Source organism: Pseudomonas sp. LBUM1674 (assembly GCF_059695635.1).
Genome location: NZ_CP166779.1, coordinates 1,021,133 through 1,036,001, shown reverse-complemented (window position 1 = coordinate 1,036,001; position 14,869 = coordinate 1,021,133). Strand labels below are relative to the sequence as shown.

Below are 14,869 nucleotides of genomic sequence, written 5' to 3'. Positions count from 1 at the left end.
GCGAGTTGGTCCGAAAGGGGCGAGTCGATGATCCGAACCGTAGTTTTTATTGATGAGACCGAGCCATGCACAACAACAATAAAGAGCTGACCCTCAGCGCCCCGCTCAGCGGCCCGGTGCTCACGCTCGCCAAAGTCCCGGACGCGGTGTTCGCCAGCGGCGCCATGGGCGACGGGATTGCCATCGATCCGTTGAACGACACCCTTCATGCGCCCTGCGCCGGCGTGGTGGTGCATGTGGCCCGTACCGGCCATGCCGTGACCCTGCGCGCCGACAATGGCGCAGAACTGTTGCTCCACCTGGGCCTCGACACAGTGGAGTTACAGGGCGAAGGCTTCTTCATGCTGGTCAAGGAAGGTTCGCGAGTCGTCAACGGCCAACCGCTGTTGCGCTACGACCTGGACCAGGTCGCGCAGCAGTGCAAAAGCCTGGTCAGCCTGATGATCCTGACCAACAGCCAGGACTTTCAGGCGCGGCCGATCACCTTGAAGTCGGTCAAGGTGGGTGAACCGCTGCTGCACATCATTCGCCGCTGTCCATCGGGTGCACAGGCTCAAGAGGACGTGTCGGGGGAAGAAGTCCACGGCCACATCCGCATCGCCCATCGTGGCGGATTACATGCCCGGCCGGCGGCGCTGATTCGGCAGACGGCGCAAGGCTTCAAGAGTAAATCCCGGCTGCATTTTGGCGGAAAATCGGCGACCTGCGACAGCTTGATCGGGTTGATGGGGCTGGCCGTCGGCGAGCAGGACGAGGTTCAGGTCAGTTGTCAGGGCCCGGACGCCGAAGCGGCCGTGCAAGCGTTGTTGGCCGCATTGTCCACAGCGCTGGCTGAAGACAGCCATGCCATGGCGCCAACACCCATTGCCCAGCGTAAACGTGCGGCAGAAGCGGGCGTGCTGCACGGTGTCTGCGCCGCACCCGGCCTGGTCGGCGGGCCGTTGTTTCGCCTGAACGCGATCAGTCTGCCGGTGGACGCCGGCAACCATGATCCCGAGCAACAACTGCAAGTCCTCGACGTCGCGCTGACCCAGGTTCGCAGCGAAATCGACAGCACCCTGGCCCAGGCCAAAAAGCACAAGAACACCGACGAAGAAGCGATCTTCGCCGCCCACCTCGCCTTGCTCGAAGATCCGGTGTTGCTCGACGCGGCCAACCACTCCATCGACCAGGGCATGGCCGCGACCCATGCCTGGAGTCGATCGATCGACGCGCAGTGCGAAGTGCTGCAGCAACTCGGCAGCCCACTGCTGGCCGAACGCGCCAACGACCTGCGCGATCTCAAGCAGCGGGTGTTGCGCGCCCTGCTCGGTGAAACCTGGCATTACGACGTGCCCGCCGGGGCCATCGTTGCAGCCTGTGAACTGACCCCGTCCGACCTGCTGCAGCTGAGCCAGCAAGGTGTCGCCGGCTTGTGCATGGCCGAAGGTGGCGCGACTTCCCATGTTGCGATTCTCGCTCGGGGCAAAGGCTTGCCATGCCTGGTGGCACTGGGCGCGACACTGCTGGATCAGCAACAAGGCCAATCGGTGGTGCTGGATGCCGATGGCGGGCGTCTCGAATTGATGCCCGACAGTGAACGCTTGGCCGAGGTCCGTCAGGCGCAACTCGATCATCAACAACGTCGCGCCGAGCAACAGGCCCAGGCGCACACCCCGGCGCTGACCCTCGACGGCGTGCAGATCGAAGTCGCCGCCAACGTCGCCTCCAGCACTGAAGCGGCTGACGCGCTGGCCAATGGCGCCGACGGCGTAGGCCTGCTGCGCACCGAATTTCTGTTTGTGGACCGCCACACCGCGCCGGACGAAGAGGAACAGCGCCACGCCTATCAAGCCGTGCTGGATGCCATGGGCGACAAGTCAGTGATCATCCGCACCATCGACGTCGGTGGCGACAAGCAACTGGACTATCTGCCCCTCCCCGCCGAAGCGAATCCGGTGCTCGGTTTGCGCGGCATTCGCATGGCTCAAGTTCGGCCGGAACTGCTGGATCAGCAACTGCGAGCTCTGCTGCATGTCTGCCCGCTGTCCCGTTGCCGGATCCTGTTGCCGATGGTCACCGAAGTCGATGAGCTGCTCCACATCCGCCAGCGCCTCGACGCTCTGTGCACTGAGCTTGAGCTCACTCAGCGCCCGGAACTGGGGGTGATGATCGAAGTCCCGGCCGCCGCGTTGCTGGCCGAACAGCTTGCAGAGCATGCGGACTTCCTGTCCATCGGCACCAACGACTTGTCCCAGTACACCCTGGCCATGGACCGTGATCACGCCGGCCTCGCTTCGCGGGTCGATGCACTGCACCCGGCGCTGCTACGGCTGATCGCCCAGACCTGTACCGGTGCGGCGGTGCATGACCGTTGGGTCGGGGTCTGCGGGGCACTCGCCTCTGACCCCCTGGCCACCCCGGTACTGATCGGCCTGGGCGTCAGGGAGTTGTCGGTAAGTCCGGTGCAGATCGGTGAAATCAAGGATCGCGTCCGTCACCTCGACGCCACCCAATGCCGACGCATCAGCCAGGACTTGCTCAAGCTGAGCAGCGCCAGCGCGGTGCGTCACGCCAGCCACCAGCAATGGCCTCTGAGCTGAACAACAAAAAGAACCCAGGGAGATCCGCCATGTACCAATACTTTATCGAAGGCCTGCAGCGCCTCGGCCGCGCGCTGATGCTGCCGATTGCGATCCTGCCGATTGCCGGCCTGTTGCTGCGTCTGGGCGACACCGACCTGCTGGACATCGCGATCATCCATGACGCCGGCCAAGTCATATTCGCCAACCTGGCAATGATCTTCGCCATCGGCATCGCGGTCGGGTTCGCCAAGGACAACAACGGCACCGCAGGCCTCGCCGGTGTCATTGGCTACCTGGTAATGATCTCCACCCTCAAGGTGCTAGACGCGAGCATCAACATGGGCATGCTCGCCGGGATCGTCAGCGGCTTGATGGCCGGCGCGCTGTACAACCGCTTCAAAGACATCAAGTTGCCGGAATACCTGGCGTTCTTCGGTGGCCGGCGCTTCGTGCCGATCGTTACCGGGTTCGCCGCCGTCGGCCTGGGCGTGGTGTTCGGCCTGATCTGGCCGCCGATCCAGCACGGCATCAATGGCTTCGGTGCGCTGATGATGGAGAGCGGCAGCTTCGGCGCGTTCGTCTTCGGCGTGTTCAACCGCCTGCTGATCGTCACCGGGCTGCACCACATCCTCAATAACATGGCGTGGTTCGTCTTCGGCAACTTCACCGACCCGACCACAGGTGCCCTCGTCACCGGCGACCTGTCGCGCTACTTCGCGGGCGATCCGAAAGGCGGCCAATTCATGACCGGCATGTTCCCGATGATGATCTTCGGCCTGCCCGCCGCGTGCCTGGCGATGTACCGCAACGCCCTGCCGGAACGGCGCAAAATCATGGGCGGGATCTTCCTGTCGATGGCGCTGACTTCGTTTCTGACCGGCGTGACCGAGCCGATCGAATTCGCCTTCATGTTCCTCGCGCCGCTGCTGTTTCTGCTGCATGCGCTGTTGACCGGCCTGTCGATGGCCATCACCAATCTGCTGAACATCCATCTAGGGTTCACCTTTTCCGGTGGTTTCATCGACATGATTCTCGGCTGGGGCAAATCCACCAACGGCTGGCTGGTGGTTCCGGTTGGGCTGGCGTATGCCGTGATCTATTACGGGGTGTTTGATTTCTGTATTCGTCGGTTCAAGCTGAAGACGCCGGGGCGTGAAGATGTTCCCACGGGCGATAAAGTGGTGATCGCCGAGAATGACCGGGCCGAGGCATACATCAAGGCTCTGGGTGGTGCGCAGAATCTGATCACCGTGGGTGCGTGTACCACACGGCTGCGCCTGGACATGGTGGATCGCAACAAGGCTTCGGATGCCGAGCTCAAAGCGCTGGGTGCGATGGCGGTGGTGCGTCCGGGCAAGGGCGGGAGCTTGCAAGTGGTCGTCGGGCCGATGGCGGACAGCATTGCCGATGAGATTCGCCTGGCGATGCCGGCGTTGGGCCGAGCGTTGGTCTCCACACCTGCTGCTGTTGTCGATGCGCCGAAACCTGCCGCCGTTGCGACAACGGAAGCGCAGCAATGGCTGAATGCCCTGGGCGGTAGCAACAATGTGCTGCAAATGGACTGCATTGCAATGACCCGCATTCGCCTGCAGCTGGCGGACGGTAAAACGTTGTCAGAGTGTGATTTGAAGGCGTTGGGTTGTCAGGGTGTCAGTCAGTTGGATGGGGGTGTCTGGCACCTGTTGATTGGCGACAAGGCAGCGAGTTTGAGTGACGCGCTGGAGGCGTTGGTCAATCGCAGTGAGGTGAGTGCCAAGGTTTAGATCTTCGGCGCCTGGCAGTCCGTCATCGCGAGCAAGCTCGCTCCCACAATGGTTCGGTGTACACAGGTCCAATGTGGGAGCGAGCTTGCTCGCGATAAGGCCTTCAGCATCTCTGCTAATTTTCAGGCCATAAAAAACCCGCTGATCTTCATCAGCGGGTTTCTCATTTCAGCGATCCGGAAGATCAGAAATCCTCCAACCGCCACACCTCGTAAGCCGGCGTCTCATAGGGATGGCTGAGTTTCAGCGCGGCCACCACGGCCACGATCAACTCATCCGCCACCACCAGTTCAACCTTCCATTCCTCGACCTGCTTGACCTGCCCTGCTTCACCAATAAACGGCTGACTGCCATCCAGAGGGCGAAACTGGCCCAGGCCCAACACTTGCCAGGCGCAGTGGTCATAAGCCCCGATCCGTCCGCCACCGGCGGCGAATACGGCGCTCTTGACCACTTCGACATGACTGTCGGGAACGAAAAAGCTGAGCTTGTACACTGCGCTTAGTTCACCCACACGCGGGCATTACGGAACATGCGCATCCACGGTGCATCTTCGTTCCAGTCTTCCGAACGCCACGAGTTCTGCACGGCGCGGAACACACGTTCCGGGTGCGGCATCATGATCGTCACGCGACCGTCGCGGCTGGTCAGCCCGGTGATCCCGCGCGGCGAGCCGTTCGGGTTGGCCGGGTAGCTTTCGGTGACCTTGCCGTGGTTGTCGACGAAACGCATTGCCACGCAACCCGACAGATCGGCTTCCAGCAGTGCTTCTTCGCTGGCGAACTCGGCATGACCTTCACCGTGAGCGATGGCGATCGGCATGCGCGAACCGGCCATGCCCTGCAGGAAGATCGAATTCGACTCCTGGACCTGAACCATCGCCACGCGCGCTTCGAACTGCTCGGAACGGTTACGCACAAAGTGCGGCCAGAACTCGCTGCCCGGGATCAGCTCGTGCAGGTTGGACATCATCTGGCAACCGTTGCACACGCCGAGGGTGAAGCTGTCGTTACGTTCGAAGAAGCCCTGGAACGCATCGCGAGCGCGGCTGTTGAACAGCGCCGACTTGGCCCAGCCTTCGCCGGCGCCCAGTACGTCGCCGTAGGAGAAACCGCCGCAAGCGACCAGACCTTTGAACTCGTTCAGGTCGACACGGCCGGCCAGAATGTCGCTCATGTGCACGTCGATCGCGTTGAAACCGGCGCGGTCGAACGCGGCCGCCATTTCCACCTGACCGTTGACGCCCTGCTCACGCAGCACGGCAACCTGTGGGCGGATGCCTTTCTTGATGTAAGGCGCGGCGACGTCCTGGTTGACGTCGTAGCTGAGCTTGACGCTCAGGCCCGGGTTGTCTTCTTCCAGCAGCACGTCGAACTCTTGTTCGGCGCAGTCGGCGTTATCACGCAGACGCTGGATCTGGTAGCTGGTTTCAGCCCACTGACGTTGCAGCAGACGACGCTGACCTTCGAACACGGTTTCGCCGTTGAAGGTGATGTTGATCTGGCCGTTGTTCATCGGTTGACCGACCACCGACACGCAGTCACCCAAACCGGCAGCACTGAACTGCGCGAGGATATCCGGCGTAGCGTCCTGGCGAACCTGGATCACGGCACCCAGTTCTTCGTTGAACAGGATCGCGGCGATGTCGGCGGACGTTTCTGCCAGGCCGTCGAGGTTCAGGCTCAGACCGCAGTGGCCGGCGAACGCCATTTCCACCACGCTGGTCAGCAGACCACCGTCGGAACGGTCGTGGTAAGCCAGCAGGTGACCGTCGGCGTTGAGGCCCTGGATCACGGCGAAGAAGGCTTTGAGGTCTTCGGCATCATCGACGTCCGGCGCTTGCGAGCCGAGCTTGCCGTGAACCTGGGCCAAAATCGAGGCCCCCATGCGGTTCTGGCCCCGGCCCAGATCGATCAGGATCAGGTCGGTGGTGCCCTTGTCCATGCGCAGTTCCGGCGTCAGGGTCTGACGGATGTCAGCCACGGGCGCGAACCCGGTCACGATCAGGGACATCGGCGAGGTCACGGTCTTGTCGACGCCCTCGTCGTTCCAGCGCGTGGCCATGGACATCGAGTCCTTGCCCACCGGAATGGTAATGCCCAGGTCCGGGCACAGTTCCATGCCGACTGCTTTCACGGTGTCGTACAGACGCGCGTCTTCACCCGGGTGACCGGCAGCGGACATCCAGTTCGCCGACAGTTTGATGTCGGAGATCTTGTTGATACGCGAAGCCGCGATGTTGGTCAGGGTTTCGCCGATGGCCATACGGCCCGACGCCGGAGCGTCCAGGAGAGCCAGCGGAGTACGCTCGCCCATGGCCATGGCTTCACCGGTGTAAACGTCGAAGCTGGTGGCGGTGACGGCAACGTCGGCTACCGGGACCTGCCACGGGCCGACCATCTGATCACGGGCCACGAGGCCGGTGATGGTGCGGTCGCCGATGGTGATCAGGAAGCTTTTGCTGGCCACGGCCGGGTGATGCAGAACGCGTTCGACGCAGTCGCCGATGTTTAGGGTCGATGGATCGAAATCGTCGCCCAGTTCGTTTTCGCGAACGGCCGAACGGTGCATGCGCGGGGCTTTGCCCAGCAGCACTTCCAGCGGCATGTCCACCGGGCTGTTGCCGAAGTGACTGTCGGTGACCGTCAGTTGCGGTTCGGCAGTGGCTTCGCCGACCACGGCAAACGGGCAACGCTCACGTTCGCAGATCGCCTGGAAGCGTTCGAAGTCAGCCGGGCCGACCGCCAGAACGTAACGTTCCTGGGATTCATTACTCCAGATTTCGTGCGGGGCCATGCCCGGCTCGTCGTTTGGAATGTTGCGCAATTCGAAGCGACCGCCACGGTTGCCGTCGTTGACCAGTTCCGGGAAGGCGTTGGACAGACCGCCCGCGCCGACGTCGTGGATGAAGCTGATCGGGTTCTTATCACCCAACTGCCAGCAACGGTCGATGACTTCCTGGCAGCGGCGTTCCATCTCAGGGTTTTCGCGCTGTACGGAAGCGAAGTCCAGGTCAGCCGAGCTGGTGCCGGTGGCCATGGAGGAAGCTGCGCCGCCACCCAGGCCGATCAACATCGCCGGGCCGCCGAGCACGATCAGCTTGGAGCCAACGGTGATCTCGCCTTTCTGCACGTGTTCGGCACGGATGTTACCCATACCGCCGGCCAGCATGATCGGCTTGTGGTAACCGCGAACTTCGTCGCCACGGGGGGTGGTGATCGATTGTTCGAAGGTACGGAAGTAACCGGTCAGGGCTGGACGGCCGAATTCGTTGTTGAACGCAGCGCCACCCAGAGGGCCTTCGATCATGATGTCCAGCGCAGTGACGATGCGCTCAGGCTTGCCGTACGGCACTTCCCATGGCTGTTCGAAGCCCGGGATTTGCAGGTTGGACACGGTGAAACCGGTCAGGCCAGCCTTTGGCTTGGCACCGCGACCGGTTGCGCCTTCGTCGCGGATCTCGCCACCGCTACCGGTGGATGCGCCCGGGAACGGGGCAATCGCAGTCGGGTGGTTGTGAGTTTCGACTTTCATCAGGATGTGCACCGGTTCCTGTACCGCACCGTACTGGCGGGTTTCAGGGTCCGGGAAGAAACGACCGGCGACGTTGCCGACGATCACCGAAGCGTTGTCCTTGTAAGCCGACAGCACGCCTTCGCTGTGCATCACGTAGGTGTTCTTGATCATGCCGAACAGGCTTTTTTCCTGGCTCTGACCGTCGATATCCCAACTGGCGTTGAAGATCTTGTGACGGCAGTGCTCGGAGTTCGCCTGGGCGAACATCATCAGTTCGATGTCGTGCGGGTTGCGCTTCAAGCCGACGAAGGCGTTGACCAGGTAGTCGATCTCGTCTTCGGCCAGGGCCAGGCCCAGTTCGGTGTTGGCTTTTTCCAGCGCGGCGCGGCCGCCACCCAGCACGTCGATCGCGGTCAACGGCTTCGGCTCGGCGTGGCTGAACAGGCCGGCGGCTTGTTCAAGGTTGCCGAGGACGATCTGAGTCATGCGGTCGTGCAGCGCATCGGAAATCAGCTGGGCTTCAGCGTCGCTGAACTGGCCGGCGACGTAGAACGCAATGCCGCGCTCCAGGCGCTGGATTTTGCTCAGGCCGCAGTTGCGAGCGATGTCGCTGGCTTTACTGGACCACGGCGAGATGGTGCCGAAACGCGGCAACACCAGGAACAGACGACCGGTCGGCTCTTGTACCGGAACACTTGGGCCGTACTTCAGAAGGCGCGCGAGCACCTGCTGTTCGTCGCCGGTCAGGACGCCGGTAACTTCGGCGAAGTGAGCGAATTCAGCATACAAGCCGCTGACAGCCGGGACCTTCTGGCTCAGTTGCTCAAGGAGTTTGCTGTGGCGAAAGGCAGAAAGGGCAGGAGCGCCGCGCAGGATCAACATCTTCGGGACAGCCTCGGGAAGGGGTGTGCTTTGAGGCCGTGCATTCTAGCCTAAACAGGCCGCGACATCACTCGAAACGGTACGCACGGCTGTGCCCGGACGTCGGAGCGCCTGCGCAGTGCAGTAACCCAGGCTCTCCGGAAGGCGCGTCAGGGGTTATTTTTTGTGTCATAAAATGCCGTGCGAGCCCATTCCTGCGGGCTCCTGGCGAGTTTTTCACCCTCTAACAGACAAGCCCTTCGCTGTCGAGATATGGCGCTCGTGGTCCTTTGCGTATACTGCGCAAATGTTTTCCCCAACGGCTTTGCGTCCGCGATACGCCAAATGGCTGATCGCAACCGGACTCTTCCTGATGCTCAGTGGCTGTGTTGATAAACCCAACACACTGGAGCGCGTAAAGGAGGATGGCGTGCTGCGGGTGGTTACCCGAAACAGCCCTGCCACCTACTTTCAGGATCGCAACGGTGAAACCGGCTTCGAATACGAGCTGGTGAAGCGCTTCGCCGACGATCTGGGGGTCGAGCTCAAGATCGAAACCGCCGACAACCTCGACGACCTGTTCAACCAGGTGGGCAAGCCCAACGGCCCGGTGCTGGCTGCCGCCGGCCTGGTCGCCAGCGAGCAGCGCAAGAAGCAAGTGCGGTTTTCCCACTCCTATCTGGAAGTCACCCCTCAGATCATCTATCGCAACGGCCAATCACGGCCAACCGATGCGAAGGATCTGGTGGGCAAGAAGATCATGGTGCTCAAGGGCAGCACCCACGCCGAGCAGCTGGCGGAACTGAAAAAGAAATACCCCCGCATCGAATACGAAGAGTCCGACGCCGTTGAAGTTGTCGACCTGCTGCGCATGGTGGACGAAGATCAGATCGACCTGACCCTGGTCGATTCCAACGAAGTCGCGATGAACCAGGTCTATTTCCCCAACGTGCGAGTGGCCTTCGATCTCGGCAATGCCAGCAATCAGAGCTGGGCCGTAGCGGCTGGTGACGACAACAGCCTGCTGAACGAGATCAACAGCTACCTCGACAAGGTGAAGAAGAACGGCACCTTGCAACGTCTCAAGGACCGCTATTATGGGCACGTCGATGTGCTCGGCTACGTGGGCGCCTACACCTTCGCCCAGCATTTGCAGCAACGGCTACCCAAGTACGAGAAGCACTTCAAGGCGTACGCCAAGGAAGAGAAAGTCGATTGGCGCCTGCTGGCCGCGGTCGGTTATCAGGAATCCCTGTGGCAAGCGGCCGTCACCTCCAAGACCGGTGTGCGCGGGCTGATGATGCTGACCCAGAACACCGCACAGGCCATGGGCGTGTCCAATCGCCTCGACCCCAAACAGAGCATCATGGGCGGCGCCAAGTACCTGGCCTACATGAAGGAACAGCTGGACAATTCGATCCAGGAACCGGATCGCACATGGTTTGCCCTGGCGGCCTACAACGTTGGCAGCGGTCACCTGGATGACGCGCGCAAACTGGCGGCCAAGGAAGGGCTTAACCCGGACAAGTGGCTGGACGTGAAGAAGATCCTGCCGCGGCTGTCCGAGAAGAAGTGGTACAGCAAAACCCGCTACGGCTACGCCCGGGGTGGCGAGCCGGTGCACTTTGTGGCAAACATCCGTCGTTACTACGACATCCTGACCTGGGTCACACAGCCGCAGCTTGAAGGCGACCAGGTCGCCGAGGGCAGCCTGCATGTACCGGGGGTCGACAAGACCAAGCCGAATCAGGAAACCCCGCCGCTTTAACAGCCGCCACCAACCAAATGTGGGAGCGAGCTTGCTCGCGATGGCGGACCAACAGTCAACATCTCTGCTGAATGTCGTGGCCTCATCGCGAGCAAGCTCGCTCCCACAGGGTTTTCTGTTTGGCTTTAGGCTTTTGCGGCGGCCAGGATCAGGGCTTTCATTTCAGACACTGCCGACTTGAACCCGACAAACAACGCATGTGCCACCAGCGCATGGCCGATGTTCAGCTCGTTGATGCCCTTGATCGCGGCCACCGCTTCAACGTTGTGATAGTGCAACCCGTGGCCGGCGTTGACGATCAGGCCCTGGGCCAGACCAAACGCCACGCCATCGGCCACGCGCTTCAATTCTTCAGCCACTTGCGTCGGCGTCTCGGCATCCGCGTAACGACCGGTGTGCAGTTCGATGGCTGGCGCACCCACGCGACGGGACGCTTCGATCTGCCGCTCGTCCGCATCGATGAACAGCGACACTTCACAGCCGATTTTCGCCAGACGATCCACCGCCGCCTTGATCCGCGCTTCCTGCCCCGCTACGTCGAGGCCACCTTCGGTGGTCAACTCCTGGCGGGTTTCCGGGACCAGGCAAATGTGCGCCGGGCGGATGCGCTCGGCGAACGCCATCATTTCTTCGGTGACGCCCATTTCGAAGTTCATGCGGGTTTGCAGCACGTCCTTGAGCAGCAGCACGTCGCGCTCCTGGATGTGCCGGCGGTCTTCACGCAGGTGCACGGTGATGCCGTCAGCGCCCGCCTCTTCGGCGTCGAGTGCTGCCTTGACCGGATCCGGGTAACGAGTGCCCCGGGCCTGACGCAGGGTGGCAACGTGGTCGATGTTCACGCCAAGAAGAATGCGATTGCTGGTGGTCACGGAAGCGCTCCTGAAGAAGGGAAAGTTCGGTGCACAGCATACGGGGTGATCAGGGCTTGCGAAACAGCTCGCGACTGACCAAGGGACGACCGCCCAGATGAACGGCCAGTGCTTGACGCATCAAGCGCTTGGCGGCAGACAGTGCGCCGGGCGCGCTCCAGTCGGCTTCGGCCATGGCCAGCAACTCGGTACCGTTGAACAGCCCGGGTTGCAGCAGATAGACCTGCTCCAAACCCGCATCCACTTGCAAGCGATAGAGACCGTCCGGCGCGATGGGCTCGCCGTGGATGTCGGTCGTCAGCGCGAAGCCATAACCGAGATCGTCGAGCAGTCGCCATTCGAAAGAACGCAACAACGGCTCCAGTGGACGGCCTTCGGCCAGGGCAAGCAAGGTGGCAGCGTAGTGATCGAAGACGGCAGGATGGGGATCCTCGGCGGGCAGAAGACGGATTAGCAGCTCATTGAGATAGAGGCCACTGAACAGCGCCTCGCCATTGAGCCAGGTGGAAACGCCGGCACTTTCCATGCGCCCGACGTTCTTCAGCTCGCCACGACCACGGAATTCGACTTCCAGAGGCACGAACGGTCGCGCCAGCGTCCCCGCCTTGCCTCGCGCACTGCGCAACACCGCCCGCAGCCGCCCTTGCGGCGTGAGGAAATCCACCAGCGCGCTGTTTTCGCGGTAGGCGCGACTGTGGAGCACGAAGGCGGGTTGGCCGAGGGGTTGGGACATGGAGTTCTCAATGACGGAACGCAGTTTTACAAACAACCCAAACCCAATGTGGGAGCGAGCTTGCTCGCGATGAGGGCATGACATTCAAAATCGATGTTGACTGGCAGACCGCTATCGCGAGCAAGCTCGCTCCCACAGGGGTTCTTCGGTGTATCAGGAACCGGTGTTACAGGTCGCCGTAACCCAGCGAACGCAGGGCGCGCTCGTCGTCGGACCAGCCGCCTTTCACTTTGACCCAGAGGTTGAGCATGATCTTGGAGTCGAACAACAGCTCCATGTCCTTGCGTGCCTCGGTGCCGATGCGTTTGATGCGCTCGCCCTTGTCGCCAATGATGATCTTCTTCTGGCCGTCGCGCTCGACGAGGATCAAGGCATGGATATGCAGGGTTTTGCCCTGCTGCTTGAACTCTTCGATTTCCACGGTGATCTGGTACGGCAGCTCGGCGCCCAGCTGGCGCATGATCTTCTCGCGCACCAGCTCAGCGGCGAGGAAGCGGCTGCTGCGGTCGGTGATCTGGTCTTCCGGGAAGAAGTGATCGTTTTCCGGCAGGTGCTCGGCGATCACCCGCTCCAGCGTGTCGAGGTTGTGCCCGTGCTGGGCCGAGATCGGCATGATCTGCGCGTTCGGCAGCTGTTCCTGCAACCAGGTCAGGTGCGGCATCAGCTCGGATTTGTCTTCGATGCGGTCGGTCTTGTTCAACGCGACGATCAGCGGGCCGGTGACGTACTGGACGCGCTCGAGGACCATCTGGTCTTCGTCGGTCCACTTGGTGCGGTCAACCACGAAGATCACCACGTCGACGTCTTTCAACGCCGCCGAAGCGGTCTTGTTCATGTAGCGGTTCAGAGCTTTCTCGCCGCCTTTGTGCATGCCGGGGGTGTCGACGTAGATCGCCTGCACGGCGCCTTCGGTCTTGATGCCCAGCATGTTGTGACGGGTGGTCTGCGGCTTGCGCGAGGTGATCGCCAGCTTCTGACCGAGGATATGGTTCAGCAGCGTGGACTTGCCCACGTTCGGACGGCCGACGATGGCGACATAGCCACAGCGAGTTGCAGTTGAATCAGTCATGGCCATTCTCCACGCCCAGGGCAATCAGTGCTGCGGCGGCCGCTACCTGTTCGGCAATACGACGACTCACACCCTGACCTCGGCTTTTTTCATTCAGTAAGGTGATTTCACATTCGACGAAGAACGTCCGGCAATGCGGCTCACCCTGGATATCCACCACTTCGTAACGTGGCAGCTCACAACCCCGGGACTGCAGGAATTCCTGCAGGCGGGTTTTCGGATCTTTGTTGGTATCGACCAGCGTCAGGCCTTCGAACTCCCCGGCCAGCCAGGCCAGCACGCGCTCGCGCGCCATGTCCATGCCGGCGTCCAGGTAGATCGCGCCAATCAGTGCTTCCAGGGCATCGGCCAGAATCGACTCGCGACGGAAACCGCCGCTTTTCAACTCGCCGGAACCCAGGCGCAGGTACTCGCCCAGATCGAAACCGCGGGCCAGCACGGCCAGGGTCTCACCTTTTACCAGGCGGGCACGCAAACGCGACAGCTGGCCTTCGCGGGCCAGCGGGAAGCGATCGAACAGTGCCTCGCCGGCGACGAAGTTGAGGATGGCATCACCGAGGAACTCCAGGCGTTCGTTGTTGCGCCCGGCAAAGCTGCGGTGAGTCAGGGCCAGGACCATCAGTTCCTGGTCCTTGAAGGTGTAACCGAGCTGACGCTCGAGACGGCTTAAGGAGACGCTCACGGTTTACCCACGCTGAGTTCGTGGCTGGATTCCACTGCCATCGCCGGGGTGCGGCGCAGGCTTGGGACAATTAACGCTGTGTTCAAAAATTACATCCTGAATATCATTGTTTTCATGCAACTGGGGCCTATTGTGCCGGTTCCAGAAATGCATTCGGCGCTGTGTTCAACAGCGCCGTGTGTGATTACTTGATCAGGCCAACCCGCGAGAAATTCGGCAGGTGACTGAGTTTGGGTTCTGGCCAGCTCATCCAGACTGCGAAGGCCTTGCCGACGATATTCTTGTCGGGAACCATGCCCAGCAGATCCTTGGGGATGCTCGGATCATCCCAGAAGCGACTGTCGTTCGAGTTGTCGCGGTTGTCGCCCATCATGAAGTAGTGCCCGGCGGGCACGGTCCACGAATGGTCCGGAGCGGCGCGGTAGCGGCTCATCTCCTTGCGGATCAGGTGCTCGGCGATACCGAGTTTTTCCTTGTAGAGCTCGGCACTGCCCAGCGTGCCCGGCTCGGAGCCGACCAGTTGCTCGGCGATCGACTCACCGTTGACGAACAGACGCTTGTCGGCGGTATAGCGAATCTGGTCACCCGGCAGGCCCACCACACGCTTGATGTAGTTGACGTTCGGATCGCTCGGGTAGCGGAAAACCATCACATCGCCGCGTTGCGGTTCACCGACTTCGATGACTTTCTTGTCGATCACCGGCAAGCGGATCCCGTAAGAAAACTTGTTCACCAGAATGAAGTCGCCGACGTCCAGGGTCGGTTTCATCGAACCGGAAGGAATCTGGAACGGTTCCACCAGGAACGAACGCAGCACCAGCACGATGAACAACACCGGGAAGAACGACTTGCCGTATTCGACCAGCAGCGGCTCTTTGTTCAGTTTCTCGACCACCAACCCGTCAGGCTGGCTGACGCTGCCCTGATAGGAGGTAATGGCCGCACGCCGACGCGGCGCCAGGAAAACCAGATCGAGCAACGCCAACAGGCCGCAGACGAACACGGCGATGACCAGCAACAGCGGGAAATTTAGTGACATAGGAC

At 61.5% G+C, this 14,869-nt stretch carries 10 protein-coding genes; 3 read left to right on the top strand and 7 right to left on the bottom strand.

All coding sequences use genetic code 11. The features are described from left to right. The first annotated feature begins 65 nt into the window (after window positions 1–65). Both ptsP and nagE read left to right on the top strand, forming a co-directional pair. Entirely contained in the window at window positions 66–2,582 is a 2,517-nt protein-coding gene (gene ptsP / locus ACA067_RS04750) for a phosphoenolpyruvate--protein phosphotransferase (protein WP_497460804.1), read from the top strand. 29 nt (window positions 2,583–2,611) lie between these two features. Beyond that, window positions 2,612–4,327, top strand: a complete 1,716-nt coding sequence (gene nagE, locus ACA067_RS04745) for an N-acetylglucosamine-specific PTS transporter subunit IIBC (RefSeq protein ID WP_497460803.1) — start codon at window positions 2,612–2,614, stop codon at window positions 4,325–4,327. Window positions 4,328–4,511: 184 nt separating this feature from the next. On the opposite strand, the gene ACA067_RS04740 is transcribed toward nagE, so the two are convergent. Next, on the bottom strand, window positions 4,512–4,823 hold the full coding sequence (locus ACA067_RS04740) for an NGG1p interacting factor NIF3 (RefSeq protein WP_497460802.1): 312 nt from the start codon (window positions 4,821–4,823) through the stop codon (window positions 4,512–4,514). Between the two features lie 5 nt (window positions 4,824–4,828). Continuing rightward, complete coding sequence (purL, locus tag ACA067_RS04735) at window positions 4,829–8,725, bottom strand: phosphoribosylformylglycinamidine synthase (protein ID WP_497460801.1); 3,897 nt, start codon at window positions 8,723–8,725, stop codon at window positions 4,829–4,831. Window positions 8,726–9,011: 286 nt separating this feature from the next. Here purL and mltF point away from each other — a divergent pair, with 286 nt between their 5' ends. After that, complete coding sequence (mltF, locus tag ACA067_RS04730) at window positions 9,012–10,472, top strand: membrane-bound lytic murein transglycosylase MltF (protein ID WP_497460800.1); 1,461 nt, start codon at window positions 9,012–9,014, stop codon at window positions 10,470–10,472. A 125-nt stretch (window positions 10,473–10,597) separates the two neighbouring features. Here mltF and pdxJ read toward each other — a convergent pair whose 3' ends face one another. From pdxJ to lepB, 5 genes are all read right to left on the bottom strand, one after another. Further along, the gene (gene pdxJ / locus ACA067_RS04725) at window positions 10,598–11,341 is read right to left on the bottom strand and encodes a pyridoxine 5'-phosphate synthase (protein ID WP_497460799.1); all 744 of its coding nucleotides are present in this window, start codon (window positions 11,339–11,341) and stop codon (window positions 10,598–10,600) included. A 49-nt stretch (window positions 11,342–11,390) separates the two neighbouring features. After that, a complete protein-coding gene (gene recO, locus ACA067_RS04720) occupies window positions 11,391–12,074 on the bottom strand; it encodes a DNA repair protein RecO (protein ID WP_497460798.1) in 684 nt (227 codons plus the stop codon). A gap of 166 nt (window positions 12,075–12,240) precedes the next feature. Further along, a complete protein-coding gene (era, locus tag ACA067_RS04715) occupies window positions 12,241–13,143 on the bottom strand; it encodes a GTPase Era (protein ID WP_150746885.1) in 903 nt (300 codons plus the stop codon). Further along, window positions 13,136–13,825 (bottom strand): ribonuclease III, encoded by a 690-nt coding sequence (rnc, locus tag ACA067_RS04710; RefSeq protein WP_033053426.1) that lies wholly within the window; start codon window positions 13,823–13,825, stop codon window positions 13,136–13,138. Before rnc ends, era begins: the two co-directional genes overlap by 8 nt. Before the next feature lie 184 nt (window positions 13,826–14,009). Beyond that, window positions 14,010–14,864 carry a signal peptidase I gene (gene lepB, locus ACA067_RS04705; protein ID WP_497460797.1) on the bottom strand — a complete coding sequence of 285 codons (855 nt, stop codon included), beginning with the start codon at window positions 14,862–14,864 and terminating at the stop codon, window positions 14,010–14,012. Window positions 14,865–14,869: the final 5 nt, after the last annotated feature.

Excerpts from the sequence above, each read along its gene's own strand:
- era (WP_150746885.1), bottom strand. The coding sequence starts at position 13,143 with ATGACTGATTCAACTGCAACTCGCTGTGGCTATGTCGCCATCGTCGGC.
- ptsP (WP_497460804.1), top strand. The coding sequence starts at position 66 with ATGCACAACAACAATAAAGAGCTGACCCTCAGCGCCCCGCTCAGCGGC.
- mltF (WP_497460800.1), top strand. The coding sequence starts at position 9,012 with ATGTTTTCCCCAACGGCTTTGCGTCCGCGATACGCCAAATGGCTGATC.
- purL (WP_497460801.1), bottom strand. The coding sequence starts at position 8,725 with ATGTTGATCCTGCGCGGCGCTCCTGCCCTTTCTGCCTTTCGCCACAGC.
- lepB (WP_497460797.1), bottom strand. The coding sequence starts at position 14,864 with ATGTCACTAAATTTCCCGCTGTTGCTGGTCATCGCCGTGTTCGTCTGC.
- recO (WP_497460798.1), bottom strand. The coding sequence starts at position 12,074 with ATGTCCCAACCCCTCGGCCAACCCGCCTTCGTGCTCCACAGTCGCGCC.
- nagE (WP_497460803.1), top strand. The coding sequence starts at position 2,612 with ATGTACCAATACTTTATCGAAGGCCTGCAGCGCCTCGGCCGCGCGCTG.